The sequence below is a fragment of the Vibrio genomosp. F6 genome, from assembly GCF_005146325.1.
Lineage (GTDB): Bacteria > Pseudomonadota > Gammaproteobacteria > Enterobacterales > Vibrionaceae > Vibrio > Vibrio cortegadensis.
In genome coordinates this window covers 1-16482 of the sequence record NZ_SYUT01000062.1, presented here as the reverse complement: position 1 = coordinate 16482, position 16482 = coordinate 1, and the positions used below count along the sequence as shown (strand labels likewise).

Here is a 16482-nt window from a genome sequence, read left to right as displayed (position 1 = left end):
GGTCCTGAGTAAAAATGAGTCCTGAGAAACATCTTCTAGACTGGCAAACTAGCCAAACGATTGCCGAAACCGTATCTCCCACTCTTGGTCAACTGTATAGAACAAAAGGTGTAGAGGTTATCCTTTTTGGGAAACCACTGGTCAATGCTACTACCATAGAATTTATCAAAGCCCACCGTGTTGCACGACGCTACACAGGCACAACGCTTTCACCTGAACAAACTCTCCCATTTATTCAACATTTATCATCCATGGATCTTTCCCCATGTAGAGTCGATGTAGGCCAACTTGCTCACCAATATTGGACGAATCATGACGATACGGATGCTCTAGCAGATTTTCTTCAAACCGCACTGATTGATGCATTAAATGGACGAAAATTAGAAGCACCTCGTGACGTTGTTTTATATGGGTTTGGTCGAATCGGCCGTTTGCTGACTCGCTTACTTGTTGAAAAAAGCGGCCCTGGTTACCCTTTGCGATTACGTGCAATTGTCGTTCGTGGCGGGAAAAAAGGTGATCTAGAAAAACGTGCGAGTTTGCTCCGCCGAGATTCCGTTCACGGTCCATTTAACGGCAGCATTATTGTCGATGAAGAACGTAAAGCCATTATTGCGAATGGCAACTACATCCAAGTTATTTATGCCAACAAGCCTGAAGATATTGATTACACCACTTATGGTATCAATAATGCCCTTGTTGTGGATAACACCGGTGTATGGCGTGACAGCGAAGGCTTAAGCCAACACGTGGCGTGCAATGGCGCAGACAAAGTGCTTCTCACCGCGCCAGGAAAAGGCGATATCAAAAATGTCGTATTCGGTGTAAATGAGAAGGATATTCAAACTGAAGATACTATTATTTCAGCTGCAAGTTGCACCACAAATGCGATAACTCCCGTTCTTAAAGCCGTTAATGATAAATATGGCATCACTTCTGGTCATATTGAAACCGTTCACTCTTTCACTAACGACCAAAATTTGATCGACAATTTCCACTCCGGCGATCGTCGTGGGCGCTCTGCATCATTGAACATGGTGTTGACATCAACTGGGGCAGCTAAAGCGGTAGCAAAAGCGCTACCTGAATTAGCAGGAAAGCTAACGGGTAATGCGATTCGAGTACCAACACCAAATGTTTCGATGGCGGTGGCAAATCTCAACTTGAAATCTATGACAGAAAAAGATGAGTTAAACGCTTACCTACGTGAAATGGCTCTCTCTTCTCCATTGTCAGCTCAAATCGACTACACAGATTCTACGGAAATAGTGTCTAGCGATTTGGTAGGATCTCGTCATGCTGGCGTTGTCGATGGTGTAGCAACAATTGCTCAAGATAATCGCTGTGTACTTTATATTTGGTACGATAATGAATTTGGTTATAGCTGCCAAGTTGTTCATTGTATGGAACAGATGATGGGCGTGCGATACAAAACCTATCCGATCGTTAAATAAGCGACTCATTAAATGAGCTGAGTGAAAAATCAGCTCATTTAAGATACAGCGCAAAGAATTAAACTCCACGCTTAAAACAATGAGATACACTCCCCCGCATTTGCCGCTCTACGTGAGCGGCTTTTTTGGTATTCCAAATAGAACTAGTCGTAGCATTGATATCGTCTTCATCAAAATCTACATTCGTTCATCTTTTATTCATATTAGGTACGCTAGATTAGAGTCAGAAATAAGAGAGGTTAATATGAAACGAATATTGGTTACTGCATTTGCGCTATTCGCTGGTTTCATGGCATTAATTACTAGCTTGCTACTTGCAATCCCACTAACCATCGCAGCGTTAGTGACAGGAAAACGAATTCAAAACCAAATGCGCGCTCAGGGTTTCAATGCGACACCAGAGAACGCACATGTCATTGAAGGTGAATTTGAAGAGATGTCTTCAAAATCTGGAAGCTAAACCATCCACACCACTCGTGCGGCAAGAAGAATAAGCACCGCACCTGAAAGGCGATCAATCAGTTGAGCTCTAGAGCGTAGCTTATCTAGCAATCTAGGGCTCGATAACATGAAGGTTAAAAAGGTATACCACAAACCATCAACTAAAAATGGAGTCGCAACAATAATCGCTTTACTCACGGGTTCACCCCCAACTGCGACAAATTGACTGAATAACGCAATAAAAAATAGAGCGATTTTTGGGCTCAAAAGTGAAATCAAGAACCCTTCACGAGCGGATTGCCACACGCTGACTGTTTTCCCTGATTCAAGTTTTTCAGCCACTCCCCCCTTTGATCTCAACGCATTAAAACCTAAATAAGCCAGATATAACGCGCCTGCATAGCTAATGGTTTTAAAGATAATTGGCGACTGCTGCAATACTACCGCCAAACCAATTAAGGTCACAAACGCATAGATACCAATGCCAAATGCATGTGCCCACGCGGTCGCTAACCCATTCTTACGCCCACCAGCTAAACTGTGCTTCGCAACCATTGCCAAGCTCGGACCTGGGGACATGGCCCCTAAAATACAAATTGTGAAAAGTGATAACCAAACTGTGAATGTCATAATGTTCTCCTAGATACTGAATTCACAGTAACAAGTCTCTGCTATTAATTGAAATCAAACATAATCATATCACTCATGATTTTAAAACATACCCTATCGAGTATTCTGATTTATCCAGCACTGATTTAATCATCTCTCGACCCCACTGGTGCGCAGGATCTTGGTCGTATTTTGAATGCCAAAGTAACCAATATTTGTGAGTCGGTGTTTCTACTGGCAATGGTAGATATGAAAGTTCAATATGCTGCGACAGGTTATGTGCAATATGAAATGGAATCACCATCAAGTAGTCGCTTCGGCAGAGCGAATTAAAGGCTGCAGAGAAAAAAGGGACAGTAAGGGCAATGTTTCGTGCGCGTCCAATGTCCTTTAATGCTTTATCAATATAGCTATCTTTATCCCCTCCGCCAGAAACTCGAATATGAGAATACGCTAGCATCTCTTCAACACTAAGAGCGGTATTACGATCAAGCGGATGCCCTTTTCTCATCACACACACCGAGCGATCTTCTCCTATTTGTACGCTTGATACGCCTGCAGGTTTCTCTGGCAGCATGGTTGAAGCTAATTGAATGGACCCTTCGGCCAGTTGATTCAAATACTCTGGTAGCCACAACTGATAATGTAAATTCACTTTCGGTGCTTGAGTTGCAAACAGTTGAGCAATTTCTGGAAGAATATATTGGGCGACATAATCACTTGATGCCATCACAAATTGATCATCCCACTCTAATGGCTCGAAGGGTTTATCATCGATAAGCGTTTCAAATTCACTAAATAAGTCCACCAGCTTAAGTGACAACTGTTCGGCTCTTGGAGTGGGGATAAGTTGATTCCCATCTCGAACCAACAAAGGGTCGTCAAACCACTCTCTTAATTGGCTCAGTTGACGGCTGACGGCGGATTGGGTGATATGCAAACGCTCAGCAGTTCGACTGACATGCCTCTCTTCTAACAACACATAAAGTGAGCGCAACAGGTTAAGATTCATTTTATTCAGCATATACAACCTATTAATTGAACCGCTCGGTAAGAGAAATAGACCATCTACTTTTTGTCTTTCATCTGTTTATTGAAAAATTCATTCAATACCGCGTGTGTCATTAAGTGACGAAGTTCAGGGTAAGTATGTAAGTGATCACGAATCTCATTGATCCGAGCCATACTACACGCCTCCACGTACAACATCATATCGGTTTCACCGCTAATGGCATGACACCACTGAACTTCGGGTATTGCTTCAATTTTCTTTGCATAAGATTCGCAGCAGTGTGTAGAACTTGATGTATCAAACTTTAATGCTAAATATGCTCCAAGACTTGTTCGTTCAGACTTTGCTTCTGCCAGCTTCACCTCATAACCGAGAATGACACCATCATCTTCTAGCTTTTTCATTCTCGCGGTAACAGCAGAGCGCGATAGATTAATGTCACGAGCTAACTCACTCACCGAACACCGACCATTAATTTTCAATATGTCGATGATCTGCTGATCAAACTTATCCAAGGCTCACTTCCTTATGCTTATGAATGTTATGTGTTATTCCAGTCCATTTATTATTTATCCACTTATTACGCAGACTTATTTCTAATTTGACACAAAAAATAACATCCGAAAAGTAGGCAATATGACTTTAAGCGGAAAAGATAAAAGTCAAAATGACGGTGATATGAGACGTTTTGGTAGCTGTGTCCATTGCCAATCCAAGGTATGCTGCATTTAATCTGAATTAACATCTTATCTATACAGCGAATTGATCGTTCACATGCAGCGCATTTCCCGTTAGATCATTTTTCAAGGAACGATTAATGAGCCAACTAAAACAAGAGATCACCTTATTTTCCGGGATCGGACAACTTTCGACGACTCTACTCGGTACAGGGCTATTCATGATCCCCGCCATTGCGGCAAGTATCGCAGGGGAGGCCTCTTTGTGGGCATGGATAATACTCTTCATCGCTATTTGCCCTATTGCTCTCACTTTTGCCCAACTCGGTAAACGTTATCCTAACGCAGGCGGTACGGCCTATTTTGTTAGACAAGCGTTTGGCGTGAAGTTAGAGCGCAGCGTTGCGTGGTTATTTGTCAGTGTCATTCCTGTCGGGCTTCCTGCGGCCATTGAACTGGCTGGCGGGTTCGCCCAACAACTGCTCCCCTCTCCGCTCAACAATGCCATGTTGGCGCAAGTGTTAACGATAGCGCTACTCATTATTGTCAGCTTGATCGGCAGTAAATCTTCAGGCCAGCTACAAACCGTTATCGCTTTAAGTATCTTTTCCTTGGTTGGCGCTTTCTTCTGGGTCGGAGGTATCGGCACACAAGACTTAACGATGCCCGCATTAACCTCTGATTCACTCTGGTCTATTGGGGCGGCCTTAGGGGTTATGTTCTGGTGTTTTGTTGGGATAGAAGCGTTTGCTCATATGGGAGAAGAGTTTAAAAACCCGCAACGTGACTTTCCGATTGCGATCATTGTCGGCTGCTTTGTTGCAGGGGCGACTTACTGGGCTTGCTCAGTCGTGATACTAAAATTCAATGCTTATGGCAGTGCCGCTTTTGATAGTACTTCGATCCCTTGGCTGAGTGAGCACCTGTTTGGTTCTGGGATAAAAACCGTCATCAGCCTACTCGGGTTCTTTGCCTGCTTTGCCAGTATTAACCTTTACACGCAGAGTTTATCCCGAATGATTTGGGCACAAGCTAGGCAGCATCAACCAGATGGGAAACTGGCGAAAGTATCCCGCCGAGGCGTTCCTGCTAATGCCACTTATCTGGTTGGCGGTATCCTATTGATTTCATGTATCGCTGGGGAAATATCTGGTATGGATTTGGAGTTTTTCCTAAAGCTTGCCAACGGGATATTTGTATTTGTCTACCTGCTCGCGATGCTAGCCGCTTTCCAGTTACTAACTGGGTTTGCAAAATGGCTTGCGGCTATCTCTCTTCTACTTTGCACCTTGGTTTTTGTCTGCTTAGGGTGGTCAATGCTGTATGCCATTACTATCTTTGCTCTGCTCTCTATTCCATGGAAGCGCATTTTCATCAATCGCTCTATTTCTTGGGATAAGAACCTTAGAAAACAAAAATAAGGCTTCACTGCGAGATAAACGATTCGCTATTGCCTACATTGCTTTTAATTAAAAAGCATCACTAAAACGGTCTAAATACTGCTTTGGAGTTAGACCGCGATGCTTTTTGAACATTCGATTAAAACTCGCAACATGCAAATACCCTAATCGCTCCGCTATCTCTTCAATGGCAATGTTGTGTCTTAACAACTCGACAGCAATGTTACTCAATACATACCCCATGATGGTGGAAAAATTTAACCCAAGTCGATGCAGACGCCTTTGAAATTGTTGCTCAGATAAACCAAGTAACCCAGACACTCTTTCAAGCGTTGGCAAACCAAAATGACGGCTGTAGTTGATGGTTTCATAAATCACTTTCAGTTCATCTTCTGCGTCTGGCATATTCAAATATTCATCTAAGTCACTAAAACTCATCGCCAAACGCTTTTTATCGCCAGAAAGAACCTGCCTTGTTGCTAAGCGTAAGTTTGAGTTAAACCACACTTCTGTTTTCGAGTGATTCCACTCGATTTCGCAACCAAAGTATTGACGATATAGCGAATCGTTATCTCTTTTTCCAGACAGCATGACGCGAACAGGGGAAAAATCCTCACCTAGATAGCGACGAAGCACCTTAGTCATGAAAACGGCAACCCGAACGCTATCGTGTACTTTTGCTTCAGATTCAATAGAAGGGTTATGGTAAGTCCACTTTAGGATCGGCCCAACTTGAGCGCCAGCAAGAAAGACACCAGATTGCAAACAGTGAATCCCAGTATTAATCCGGCGAATCGTTGAAGATAAGTCGTGACCCGAAAAAAACCAATATCCTATCGAGCCTATTTTGTCCAAGTTAACCCTTTTCGCAGCCTCAAACATCGCATCAGGATTGCCCGTTACGGAGTTAAGGCTCTTGAGCCAGCGATTCACTTCCGAGATAGGGATCAAATTCATCGGATTTTTGAATACCGATGGGGGGAAAACTAAATCTGCCGAGTTAATGTCATACTCATCAAGCATTTCTTGGTAAATATAGATGACACTTAACCCTCTAACAAAATGCCCATGTTTTTTCATCCTCGCTCCCAGAGACAACATAACACATCAATAATAACGCCTATATAATATAATCTGTCATTTCCTGAAAGATAATTGAGGCTTAAGTCACAATAAAGCCATCGAAACAATACAGGATCAATCAATGAGTTTACTTAGCGTACCCTTTGTCGGTACTGGCGCTGATACAGCCTTACATGTTGTCGCTGGTGTCGTACTGTTGGCCACTATTGCTGCTGCTGGATTTGGTTTCTGGCGTTTGCACGAATTACCAATTAATAAAGCGCACAGTAAAGATCACCATCAACTTGGATTGATAACGGCACTCACATGGATTGGTTTTGTTTGGCACTGGGTGTGGGTTTTAGCCGTAATTCTGGCATTCGTAGATATGGAAAAAGCGATCCTAAACTTACGCGACATCTGGAAAAGTGAACCGAGTAACGTAACTTTAGCTCCAGAAACTGAACCAACGATAAACCAACAACAAGAGAAAGCAATGGAGAATCAATCATGTTAGAAGGTTTAGCGGTATGGGCTCTTTTCATCTATTTGCTGAGATTAATCGGCATGCCATGGAACAAAGCGACTAAGTCATTCTCTTATTTGGGTGGTACATCTTGGCTTCTTTTCGTCTGGGTTGGATTGATCAATTATACCCCAATGGATCTCTCTGGTGGCTCTGTGGTGCAATCGCCTCACATTCAACTTCGTCCAGATTCAATCAACATAAATGGAAAAGTAAAACACATTTACATACAACCGAATCAGAGAGTCACTAAAGGCCAACTGATCTATGAGATTGATAGTGAACAGTATGAGATAGCCCTACGCCAAGCGGAAGTAAAAAAGGCCGTAGCACAAGTGGCACTCACCGCAGCTCAAGAAGATATTGCTATTGCCACTGCTGACTACCATTCTAGGCAACAAGATCTAGCGACATCGGAAAGCCAACTTGAGTCAGCAAAAGTGGATTATACACTTCAACAAAAAATGTTGACGCGCTATCAAGAGCAAAACCGTGTCGTGAACAATACCATCACTGCCAGTGACATTGATAAGCAGATCAGCACGGTTGATATGGCAAAACAAAATGTGGTTACAATTCAATCACAGATTAAGAAAAAACAAGTGGATGCCGATAAAGCAAACTTAAATATCACTAAGTCAACGCTTGCCGTCGACAGCAGAAAAGCAGACATATTAAGTGCGGAGCAAACGGTCGCAAAAGCACAATGGGATCTAGATAGTACTAAGGTATACGCACCAGCAGATGGTTTTGTGACTAATTTCATTCTACGTGAAGGGCAACTAATCTCCCGAATTCCACGCTTACAAATGTACACCGATGAGAAATACATCTTAATGCGAGTCAATCACCAAGCAATACGCAATGTGAAGGCTGGGCAAGTCGCTGAATTTTCATCATCAGTGTATCCAGGCAAAGTTTTTTCAGCAGAAGTTGAAGGGATTGTTGAGGCCACGGGAGAATCACAAAGTAATCTACTAGGCTTGGAACCTTCAGTCAGAACAACAACAGGGAAAAACTTAAACAATAAACACCACTTTGTTCGCCTTAAACTAGATGAGCCTGAAGGCTATGATATTCCGGTTGGCTCTGTTGGTTTAGCCTGGATAAGTGGAGATAAACCTGTGGCGTTTATGGGCTTCTTAGATGTTATTCGTGGCATCATCATAAGAATGAAGTCACAGCTGTACTTCTTCTACTCCATCTAATGAATAGGCACACCATTAGCGTTTAATAATCCAAGACAAAACCGATTAAGCACTTTAACTTAGTCGGTTTTTCCATTTTCTGGCGGAGCGAGCAATGTAGATAGCTCACTATTTTTATGTGAACTAAAAGGCAAAACGAAAGTAAGTATCGCATCCTCTATATTGGTTTGTTTAAGATGGTACGAAACATTCACTCAGCGACCACTTATGAAAAAAGACTATCATCGCAGACTGGTTCCTGTTATTCGGTACCTTGAACAGAACTTTAATCAGCCCCTAAATTTAGAAAAAGTCGCCGATCTTGCCTATCTTTCGCCCTATCACTTTCATCGAATATTTAAAGCTGTGGTAGGTGAAACTCTAAATGAATATTTACGCCGACTACGAATCGAGAGTGCTGCTAATGATCTGTTTTACAAGAAAAGCCCAGTGATAGAAGTCGCACTTGAGTATGGCTTTTCGAGTTCACAGAGCCTTGCGAAAGTTTTCCGCCAATATTTCAACCTCACACCGAGTCAAATCAGAGATTGTTCCAACATTGATTCGTTTTCAGCATTATTACAAAGTAGCAAGATCGGACACACACTGCGCAAGATTGGACACGATTCAGAAAATGACGCTCGCTATACTGAATCTAAATTAACCCAATGGAGCAGCACCATGGATATTCAACACTTCGATTCAAGTACGCTAGCATATATACGAGTAACAGGGCCTTACGGTGAAAACTACGAGCCCGCGGTTGGAACACTCTATAACTGGGCAGGGCCAAACGGACTGGCAAGTAACACATCAATCTTCATTTACCATGACAACCCTGAAATCACACCCACCGAGAAATGTAGAACAGATATCTGCCTGATGGTTCCTGAAGACACAAAACCAGGCTCAGGAATAGAGACAAAGAACTTTACTGGTGGGAAGTATGGCGTGATCCGTAAAACCATCACTAGCAAAGACCAATATGGATCCGCTTGGGATGAACTCATGTCTCAGGTGGTTGAGCAAGGACTAGATTGCGATGATCGCCCTTGCTTCGAGTTGTATCACAGCTACGACATCAACACGGGAGTCGCTGACGTTAGCTTTTGCACCGCGCTAGCTGACTAATACTTTTTGGTTATTAGTCTCAGGCTGTTTATATCCTTATCATTAGCAATGTTATATTCATTTGCAAAATACAATTGCAAAATGCAAAGACGGTCTCCGATTTGAACTCAATTGGTCACAAATTGGGCATAAACGTGCATATAAAAGTTGGCACACTAAGTGCATTAATATAAATGACCCTTCTTAAGCCGAGGGTCACCTAGCCAACTGACGTTGTTAGTGAATAATTTTTGTTCACATTATATATAAGCCAATTGCCCTTTTGCGATTGGCTATTTTTTTGTCTCAAAATCAATACCCCCGCTGACAAACCCTTTCAGGTGACAACTGCAACCCCATCGACATGTTCTGTTAGATATCACGCGCTTATCAATTTATCGAAACCGGGTTCGCCTTGGTATCCAATATCATTTAATGAGAAAAACCACTGTACTTTCATAATGTGTATGGTAATATCTTACCCGCTCTGTGTTCAGAGTTATTTAGAGTTCAAGTAAATGTGAAACCCTCAGATGCAACCTACCAGTTATTGTCTTTTGATTTCCCTATTTGTAAGCAAGATAAATAATTCTACCGCTCAGCACTTTATATATACATACAATTAAATTTTAAGGGACACATTATGTCTAATACAAATACTGGTACAGTAAAATGGTTTAACGAAGAGAAAGGTTTCGGTTTCATTTCTCAAGACAACGGCGACGCTGACGTATTTGTACACTTCCGTGCAATCGCATCAGAAGGTTTCAAAACACTGAAAGAAGGCCAAAAGGTTTCTTTCAATGTTGAAAACGGTCAAAAAGGCCTACAAGCTGCGAACGTAATCGCACTTTAATTCTTTATCGAATTAAACTGAATTATATGAATAGACGCTAGCTTCTAGCGTCTATTTTCTTTATAGCGTTTTCTCTTCACTCTCTACCGCGTCAATCTCCGACTTATAAACACTTCTTTTATACTCCATTTATAATTTTCTGTTTTTATAATCCCTTGATTTACAAAGTTTATTGATTCATTTGATCCGAAGTAATTTCAGTCAATTGATCTCGACTACTAGTAACTGATTTTTTAATTACTAATTTACAAATTCACCAAAATTAAATAAAAGGCACATATGTCAAAAAATACAGGCCCAAAGCGCATTTGGTATCATCGCTCTCAGCCAAAAACGTTTCGTAAATAAATTAATCGATACACTGTTTGTCTTATGACTGACATAAACTCATGTTATAACCATAAGAATCAACGCTTTACCAAAAAATCATCAACATACTAAAACATAGGAATACTCTATTTGAATATACTGTTTACCATTTACACGAATAACACATCTTGGAATGCAACCATTCACCAGCTAAATAGCGACGTGCTTTATCGTCATGTTATGCACAGTGGAAACCTCTCAAACTCATCCATACATTTCACTTATGACGAATTTGAGAAAAGCGGAAAAATATTAGATCAAAATGAACACAATATCGGACAATTCTCATTGCAGTAATGATAAGAGGCCTCGATAGTATGTGCTTAGCAGACAGCATTAGTCTGTAAAACAGCGATAAATGTAAAAATGGACAGAGTCGGTTTTATCCTCTCAACTGACTCTCAATAACGAAAGCATCTGAAATCTTCACAAACTGCCTTATCTTATCCGTAAAATAAAACCTCATTTGAAATTTTTTACCTAGACTCTCGCTTATCCTTTAACCCTCATCAATTATGCGTATAATCCCCGCCTTACCAATTAACAATCCTAAGTGGGAATAACCATGTCTAAAATGTTCTTCAAAGGCCGAATCGAAACAAGACAGAATCACGTCCAATCTGGCTACAATGTAGACCGTAAGATCAAAGCGGGAACAGAAGAATCACCAATTTCAGTATTGGTTAACTCAGAAGCTCGTAAATTGGAAATGGAAGCGCTAGCGGCAGAACATGCACTATTCGTCACGATTACCGTTGATGCAGAAAAAGAAGAGAACACAATTGAGTTTGATACGGTCATTAATAAGCCGAAAACAACAGTGTTTGAAAAAACACCTAACCGTAACGACCCATGCGTTTGCGGAAGTGGTAAAAAATATAAGAAGTGCTGTGCTTAAATAGCCTTTCGTACATTTATACAGGGTTAAATACTTCAATGACGTTTAACCCTGTCAATTTTTCAGTTTAGCTAAGCTCTGAGTCCACTCACCAATTTGCCTCACATACCTTATTAAATCTCTATAAAAAGATATTTCGTTCTTCGAGACATTCGTATGAACCCACTTGTACCTCACGACAAACCCATGGGCGATTCTCATAAATCGTACACATTTTAGTATAGCGGTCGAGAGCAGAGCACCAACCATCATTAAGCCGAGCCATCACCTCCCCACCCCATTGATCGTGAGTTATATGTTCCTCTGGAACGCCGGTGTCTGAAATAATAATCACTTCTAAACGGCAGCAACAAGCTTGGCAGTTTGCACAAGAAACTTCTAACGCTTCGTTATCCGTGCCACTAACGTTAGCGACTTCAATATTGGTTACTTCAATCGTCATAAATAAATACACTTAACTCAATTGCAAGCATAGTAGCCTAATTTGACAAGTTTCTCTCAAATCTTTTCAAAACGACACTGACTATATTACAACAAGATCAGAGCTAGACATTAACTCAAGAGAATTGAAGCAACATCACATAATGTGTTGTGCTAGGTAATATCTAACGGACATCTCAAATTGATCATCGATTGTACGATTTCTACTGAGTGCTGTTACTTTATATCATATACTATACGTCATTAGATGCTGTATGTTACAGCGTCGTAAGAAGTGAGAATACAGTTACAAAATGGTCAAGTTTATTAGAGAAAGAAATGACATTTTACGCAGTAAAAATAGACGTTTTTCTGCTTATATTGCCCTTATATTCTTATTCATATTATTTGTTGCAACAGCGATCAGCCTAGTCACTCACAAAAATATCGACCAAGCTCGCGCTGAAAAGCAAACCTCCGAAATTCTGCGTATGCAGGATCACCTTTTATTAAAAGTGAGATCAATAGGCACCGACCTTACCTACTTCGCACATAGCGATCTTGCTCAGTCGGTATTGATGTCTAATGAACCTAAAAGCTCTTCATACCTAGCATCATTAATGCTGAAAATCACTACGATAAAAAAACAGTACGACCAAATTAGAATTATCGATAGTCAAGGTCAAGAAGTGATCCGAATCGATCAACAGGCGACTAACACATTCTTTCAAGTCCCGAGTGAGGGGTTGCAAGACAAATCCGCACGTTACTATTTCCAAAAAACACGTCAACTGAAGCCAAATCAGATATTCATTTCAAAGTTTGACCTCAATAAAGAACATGGAAAAGTTGAATCCCCAATTAAACCTATGATCAGGTTTTCAACACCTATTTACTCTTCTACTGGATCTTTTCTTGGTATTGGCATTATCAACTACAGAGGTAGCGACCTTCTCCACTCTCTTGACGATCTAAATATTCATAATAATGATAATATCTATCTTGTTAACGACAATGGATACTTGCTGAAAGGCTATGACAAAGAGAAAGAGTGGTCTTTTATGTACCCTGAGAAAAAGCAGTATAAGTTCTCAGATGAGTTTTCTACGGTTTGGGCTTCAATGACGACGTCACCTGAAGGAATGGTGACAACACCTCAAGGTGAGTTCTACTTTCTAAAAACCGCCTTAAACCCCTTTAATGAGCTTTCTAGTGTCAATAGCGAGAGCCTCTTCCTTGTGATGCATGTACCTAAGAGTGTTCTCACTAATGAGTTTTCAACCCTGATGGAAAACATCCTCATTGCGATCCTTTTAGTTACTCCAATCGTGGCCTTTTTGTCATACCAACTTGCAAGCTCACAGGAAGAACAGAAATGGCTTGTAGAAAAATTAACCATTGAAGCTCGCCATGACGGTTTGACCGGGCTCTATAATCGCCACGCTATTGTAGAATTCCTCGAAGAACAAATAGATAAAACCCCAAGCTCCATTCCTCTTTTATCTGTTGGCTTTATTGATGCGAATAATCTTAAGAAGATAAATGACAATTATGGCCATGAGGCAGGAGATAATTTAATTAAAGGCTTGGCTAAAGCGATCAGCTCAACAGTGCGTACCTCTGATTTTTCCGCACGTCTTGGAGGAGATGAGTTCCTAATTGTCTTTATGAACTGTAACGTAGAAGATGCCAGTCACTCTATGCATCGTATTTTAGCTAATTTACGAACTCTAGGCTTAAAGGGCAACATGGACTGGAGCATGAGTTACGGTTGTGCAGAATTGTTGGATAACGACAGCGTGGAGTCACTCATTGGTCGAGCTGACAAAGATATGTATAAGCAAAAGCTAGCCAAGAAGAACCAGTAGTTCACTGTTTTACATGACAAAAAATGCCTCCATTTCTTTCAAAGATGGAGGCATTTTTGATCTTTCGAAGCTAACTTAATGCTTATTGACATTCAGCGCTGTTAAATCCCCTTTAGGGTTAATCAGGTGAGGCAAGATTTTTGCTAAATTCAAGTCAATGTCTTTATCCGTTATCGGATTAATGACTTCGTTGTACCATCCCAGCAAACCTAACACAGCGTAGCCGATAGCATCATCTTCATCACTGTGCTCAATAATAATCTGCAAAAAACGCAAAATGGCCTTATCAGTTGATTCAGCTTGTTTACGAGTAGCGTGAAAGATGTCGGTTGATTCTGCAACCAAACCATCAAACTCAGTTTCGATTGCAACTTTAAAAGAGCCGCCATCAACGGAAATTCTCATTTTATCCCAGCCATTGGTTATTCTAACGAGAAAAATAATATCGAATTAAATGAACCCTGTCGTTGACTTACACTGCATCTCATTTGATCTAACTAATGAAAAGTTGTCATTCGCTCAATTTACAAGCTCTGCTCACATGCAGAATGAAGTCTTGAAGAACACCCTAGCTCCGCTACATCCTTTTTAGGGGCTTTACGACACTATCTAAGCCTTCAATTTTTAAGCATAAGCAAAGCTTTAATAATTCACCTAGCTCGCCTTCAGGAAAGCCTTTCTTATCAAACCACAACAAATACTCTTCGGGTAAATCGATAAGGACACGACCCGCAAACTTTCCATATGGCATCTTGATTTTAGCGAGTTTAAGTAAATTTTGTTTTTCTAACACGTTTTATCTACCGTAATAATCTGCATGTTCAAAGTGGAGGGTAACATTGAATTTGTGGCTTACCAAAAGCAAATAATAGAACACATATTTTTCCTATTAAATTTTCATTTCATGCAACGAAATGGAGTTGCTTCGCCTGACAGAGCACATCAATCATCGATACGAGCTTAGAGTTCTTGTTTTTACACATTCTACTTAACTGAAAATGTGACCCATCACCTATGCCTATTCTTCTACGTTATGCAATGCCACATTAATCTTTATAATCTTATCGACAAACACAGCCATAAATTCTGGTTAATCACTTTTGTACCATTTGAACGGATGAAAATAATGACGACATTGAATGAACAACTAGCAAACTTTAAAGTCATTCCCGTGATTGCAATCAATAAAGCGGAAGACGCAATCCCTCTTGGCCAAACTCTTATTGATAATGGTATGCCTTGTGCTGAAATAACGTTCCGCACTGAATGTGCCCCAGAAGCCATTCGCATTATGCGAGCCAAATACCCTGAGATGTTGATTGGTGCTGGTACGATCTTAACTAACGAGCAAGTAGATCAAGCTATCGATGCTGGCGTTGATTTCATTGTAAGCCCTGGGTTTAATCCTAGAACCGTTCAGTATTGCCTGGATAAAAATATCCCCATCATCCCTGGCGTTAATAACCCTAGCCTCGTAGAGCTGGCAATGGATATGGGACTTAGCACCTTAAAATTCTTCCCAGCTGAAGCTTCTGGCGGCACTGCAATGCTCAAAGCTCTATCTGCTGTTTATCCTGTTAAGTTTATGCCGACAGGAGGCGTAAGCTTAAAAAATCTTGATGAGTATCTATCCATTTCGTCCGTGATTACTTGCGGAGGTACGTGGATGGTACCTACCAACCTCATTGATGAAGGTAACTGGGAAGAGTTAGGTAAATTAATTAACGATGCTATAACACATGTATGAGAGATACATGACATAGAATTTCGGGATAACTGTGCCCATAATAAAGACGATGTCGTGAGACATTAAGGTAACCTAAAGTAAGATTTGAGTTCTTCCTTTTATCCGCAAGCATTCGTCACATCAGCTCTAAAAGCAGTAATAGAACAGGAGGCATCGATGGCCTCCTTTTATCGGTTTTAGTTCGTCTAAGCGATCTGAGTTATTTCAAATACGAAAAAGCCCCAAGAAGCTCTTGAGGCTATTCATTTTACACGACGATTTTATTCGTAATCAGATGCGTAAGTCTCTTCATAAGTATGAGAGTAAAGCTCAAATAGATTGCCGAACGGGTCTTCTAGGTAAACCATTTGCGCTGGTTTTGTCTCATCTTCTGGGTGGTAACGCATAATATCCATGCGTACTTTGCCGCCAAATTGTTTAGTGCGTTCAATCACACCGTGGAAGTCATCGGTTTGCAGGCAAAAGTGGAAAATACCAATTCGAGAGAAATCAACATTATGACGTTCTTGGCGCTCTTTCATTTCAAATAATTCAACGCCAATGCCATCTGAAGTCATTAGGTGTGCAATGTTAAACCCTTTAAAGCCTTCGCCAAAAACCGCGACACACATTCTGCCAATGGCTGTTTCGCGCTCTTCTTCAACTTTGGTATTACCCATTACAACGTTTAGGCCAAGAGCATTAGTATAAAACTCAACCGCTTTATCCATATCGCCAACCATTATGCCTACATGATTCATTTTCATAACTTACCCCAAATTCAGATGATTGATTCGTACTTTGTGTCGATGAAATGATTGTATGTTGCTTAAGGTATAAATAAAAATTATTGATAGTTATTAAAAT

The 16482-nt window shown here is 40.9% G+C and carries 18 protein-coding genes; 10 read left to right on the top strand and 8 right to left on the bottom strand.

The window, feature by feature from the left end; all coding sequences use genetic code 11:
• Positions 1–14 precede the first annotated feature (14 nt).
• Together FCV43_RS18175 and FCV43_RS18170 are read left to right on the top strand one after the other, a co-directional pair.
• Entirely contained in the window at positions 15–1454 is a 1440-nt protein-coding gene (locus tag FCV43_RS18175) for a glyceraldehyde-3-phosphate dehydrogenase (RefSeq protein ID WP_136995946.1), read from the top strand.
• 244 nt (positions 1455–1698) lie between these two features.
• On the top strand, positions 1699–1914 hold the full coding sequence (locus FCV43_RS18170; protein WP_017054593.1) for a hypothetical protein: 216 nt from the start codon (positions 1699–1701) through the stop codon (positions 1912–1914).
• Here the strand turns inward: FCV43_RS18170 and FCV43_RS18165 are convergent.
• The 3 genes from FCV43_RS18165 to FCV43_RS18155 all read right to left on the bottom strand — a co-directional run bounded on the left by FCV43_RS18165 (position 1911) and on the right by FCV43_RS18155 (position 4031).
• Positions 1911–2525, bottom strand: a complete 615-nt coding sequence (locus FCV43_RS18165) for a LysE family translocator (RefSeq protein ID WP_136995945.1) — start codon at positions 2523–2525, stop codon at positions 1911–1913. The two genes, FCV43_RS18170 and FCV43_RS18165, sit on opposite strands and share 4 nt — an antisense overlap.
• 73 nt (positions 2526–2598) lie before the next feature.
• Entirely contained in the window at positions 2599–3528 is a 930-nt protein-coding gene (locus FCV43_RS18160; protein WP_136995944.1) for a LysR family transcriptional regulator, read from the bottom strand.
• A 44-nt stretch (positions 3529–3572) separates the two neighbouring features.
• Positions 3573–4031, bottom strand: a complete 459-nt coding sequence (locus FCV43_RS18155) for an Lrp/AsnC family transcriptional regulator (protein WP_017054590.1) — start codon at positions 4029–4031, stop codon at positions 3573–3575.
• Positions 4032–4333: 302 nt separating this feature from the next.
• On the opposite strand from FCV43_RS18155, the gene yjeH reads away from it, so the two are divergent.
• Positions 4334–5614 carry an L-methionine/branched-chain amino acid transporter gene (gene yjeH, locus FCV43_RS18150; protein ID WP_136995943.1) on the top strand — a complete coding sequence of 427 codons (1281 nt, stop codon included), beginning with the start codon at positions 4334–4336 and terminating at the stop codon, positions 5612–5614.
• Positions 5615–5662: 48 nt separating this feature from the next.
• Here yjeH and FCV43_RS18145 read toward each other — a convergent pair whose 3' ends face one another.
• The gene (locus FCV43_RS18145) at positions 5663–6673 is read right to left on the bottom strand and encodes an AraC family transcriptional regulator (RefSeq protein WP_017054588.1); all 1011 of its coding nucleotides are present in this window, start codon (positions 6671–6673) and stop codon (positions 5663–5665) included.
• A gap of 124 nt (positions 6674–6797) precedes the next feature.
• Between FCV43_RS18145 and FCV43_RS18140 the strand changes: the two genes are divergently transcribed.
• The 5 genes from FCV43_RS18140 to FCV43_RS18115 all read left to right on the top strand — a co-directional run bounded on the left by FCV43_RS18140 (position 6798) and on the right by FCV43_RS18115 (position 11601).
• A complete protein-coding gene (locus FCV43_RS18140) occupies positions 6798–7172 on the top strand; it encodes an MFS transporter (RefSeq protein WP_136995942.1) in 375 nt (124 codons plus the stop codon).
• Positions 7166–8389 (top strand): HlyD family secretion protein, encoded by a 1224-nt coding sequence (locus FCV43_RS18135; protein ID WP_136995941.1) that lies wholly within the window; start codon positions 7166–7168, stop codon positions 8387–8389. The genes FCV43_RS18140 and FCV43_RS18135 overlap by 7 nt, the downstream gene beginning before the upstream one ends.
• A 207-nt stretch (positions 8390–8596) precedes the next feature.
• Positions 8597–9499 carry an AraC family transcriptional regulator gene (locus FCV43_RS18130; protein WP_017054585.1) on the top strand — a complete coding sequence of 301 codons (903 nt, stop codon included), beginning with the start codon at positions 8597–8599 and terminating at the stop codon, positions 9497–9499.
• Between the two features lie 622 nt (positions 9500–10121).
• Positions 10122–10334 carry a transcription antiterminator/RNA stability regulator CspE gene (gene cspE / locus FCV43_RS18125; protein ID WP_017054584.1) on the top strand — a complete coding sequence of 71 codons (213 nt, stop codon included), beginning with the start codon at positions 10122–10124 and terminating at the stop codon, positions 10332–10334.
• Between the two features lie 934 nt (positions 10335–11268).
• Positions 11269–11601, top strand: a complete 333-nt coding sequence (locus FCV43_RS18115; RefSeq protein ID WP_017054583.1) for a PBPRA1643 family SWIM/SEC-C metal-binding motif protein — start codon at positions 11269–11271, stop codon at positions 11599–11601.
• A gap of 121 nt (positions 11602–11722) precedes the next feature.
• Here the strand turns inward: FCV43_RS18115 and FCV43_RS18110 are convergent, their stop codons facing one another.
• On the bottom strand, positions 11723–12043 hold the full coding sequence (locus FCV43_RS18110) for a YkgJ family cysteine cluster protein (protein ID WP_136995939.1): 321 nt from the start codon (positions 12041–12043) through the stop codon (positions 11723–11725).
• Between the two features lie 292 nt (positions 12044–12335).
• Here FCV43_RS18110 and FCV43_RS18105 point away from each other — a divergent pair, with 292 nt between their 5' ends.
• Positions 12336–13889: a sensor domain-containing diguanylate cyclase gene (locus FCV43_RS18105; protein WP_136995938.1), complete on the top strand. Its 1554-nt coding sequence runs from the start codon at positions 12336–12338 to the stop codon at positions 13887–13889.
• Between the two features lie 75 nt (positions 13890–13964).
• Here the strand turns inward: FCV43_RS18105 and FCV43_RS18100 are convergent, their stop codons facing one another.
• Together FCV43_RS18100 and FCV43_RS18095 are read right to left on the bottom strand one after the other, a co-directional pair.
• The gene (locus FCV43_RS18100) at positions 13965–14294 is read right to left on the bottom strand and encodes a hypothetical protein (protein ID WP_017054580.1); all 330 of its coding nucleotides are present in this window, start codon (positions 14292–14294) and stop codon (positions 13965–13967) included.
• A 172-nt stretch (positions 14295–14466) separates the two neighbouring features.
• A complete protein-coding gene (locus FCV43_RS18095) occupies positions 14467–14682 on the bottom strand; it encodes a putative quorum-sensing-regulated virulence factor (RefSeq protein WP_017054579.1) in 216 nt (71 codons plus the stop codon).
• A gap of 333 nt (positions 14683–15015) precedes the next feature.
• On the opposite strand from FCV43_RS18095, the gene FCV43_RS18090 reads away from it, so the two are divergent.
• Complete coding sequence (locus tag FCV43_RS18090; RefSeq protein ID WP_136995937.1) at positions 15016–15636, top strand: bifunctional 4-hydroxy-2-oxoglutarate aldolase/2-dehydro-3-deoxy-phosphogluconate aldolase; 621 nt, start codon at positions 15016–15018, stop codon at positions 15634–15636.
• 260 nt (positions 15637–15896) lie between these two features.
• Here FCV43_RS18090 and FCV43_RS18085 read toward each other — a convergent pair whose 3' ends face one another.
• The gene (locus FCV43_RS18085; protein WP_136995936.1) at positions 15897–16382 is read right to left on the bottom strand and encodes a VOC family protein; all 486 of its coding nucleotides are present in this window, start codon (positions 16380–16382) and stop codon (positions 15897–15899) included.
• Positions 16383–16482: the final 100 nt, after the last annotated feature.

Coding starts and splice junctions, on each gene's coding strand:
- FCV43_RS18175 (WP_136995946.1), top strand. CDS start 15: ATGAGTCCTGAGAAACATCTTCTAGACTGGCAAACTAGCCAAACGATT.
- FCV43_RS18170 (WP_017054593.1), top strand. CDS start 1,699: ATGAAACGAATATTGGTTACTGCATTTGCGCTATTCGCTGGTTTCATG.
- FCV43_RS18165 (WP_136995945.1), bottom strand. CDS start 2,525: ATGACATTCACAGTTTGGTTATCACTTTTCACAATTTGTATTTTAGGG.
- FCV43_RS18160 (WP_136995944.1), bottom strand. CDS start 3,528: ATGCTGAATAAAATGAATCTTAACCTGTTGCGCTCACTTTATGTGTTG.
- yjeH (WP_136995943.1), top strand. CDS start 4,334: ATGAGCCAACTAAAACAAGAGATCACCTTATTTTCCGGGATCGGACAA.
- FCV43_RS18145 (WP_017054588.1), bottom strand. CDS start 6,673: ATGAAAAAACATGGGCATTTTGTTAGAGGGTTAAGTGTCATCTATATT.
- FCV43_RS18140 (WP_136995942.1), top strand. CDS start 6,798: ATGAGTTTACTTAGCGTACCCTTTGTCGGTACTGGCGCTGATACAGCC.
- FCV43_RS18135 (WP_136995941.1), top strand. CDS start 7,166: ATGTTAGAAGGTTTAGCGGTATGGGCTCTTTTCATCTATTTGCTGAGA.
- FCV43_RS18130 (WP_017054585.1), top strand. CDS start 8,597: ATGAAAAAAGACTATCATCGCAGACTGGTTCCTGTTATTCGGTACCTT.
- cspE (WP_017054584.1), top strand. CDS start 10,122: ATGTCTAATACAAATACTGGTACAGTAAAATGGTTTAACGAAGAGAAA.
- FCV43_RS18115 (WP_017054583.1), top strand. CDS start 11,269: ATGTCTAAAATGTTCTTCAAAGGCCGAATCGAAACAAGACAGAATCAC.
- FCV43_RS18110 (WP_136995939.1), bottom strand. CDS start 12,043: ATGACGATTGAAGTAACCAATATTGAAGTCGCTAACGTTAGTGGCACG.
- FCV43_RS18105 (WP_136995938.1), top strand. CDS start 12,336: ATGGTCAAGTTTATTAGAGAAAGAAATGACATTTTACGCAGTAAAAAT.
- FCV43_RS18100 (WP_017054580.1), bottom strand. CDS start 14,294: ATGAGAATTTCCGTTGATGGCGGCTCTTTTAAAGTTGCAATCGAAACT.
- FCV43_RS18090 (WP_136995937.1), top strand. CDS start 15,016: ATGACGACATTGAATGAACAACTAGCAAACTTTAAAGTCATTCCCGTG.
- FCV43_RS18085 (WP_136995936.1), bottom strand. CDS start 16,382: ATGAAAATGAATCATGTAGGCATAATGGTTGGCGATATGGATAAAGCG.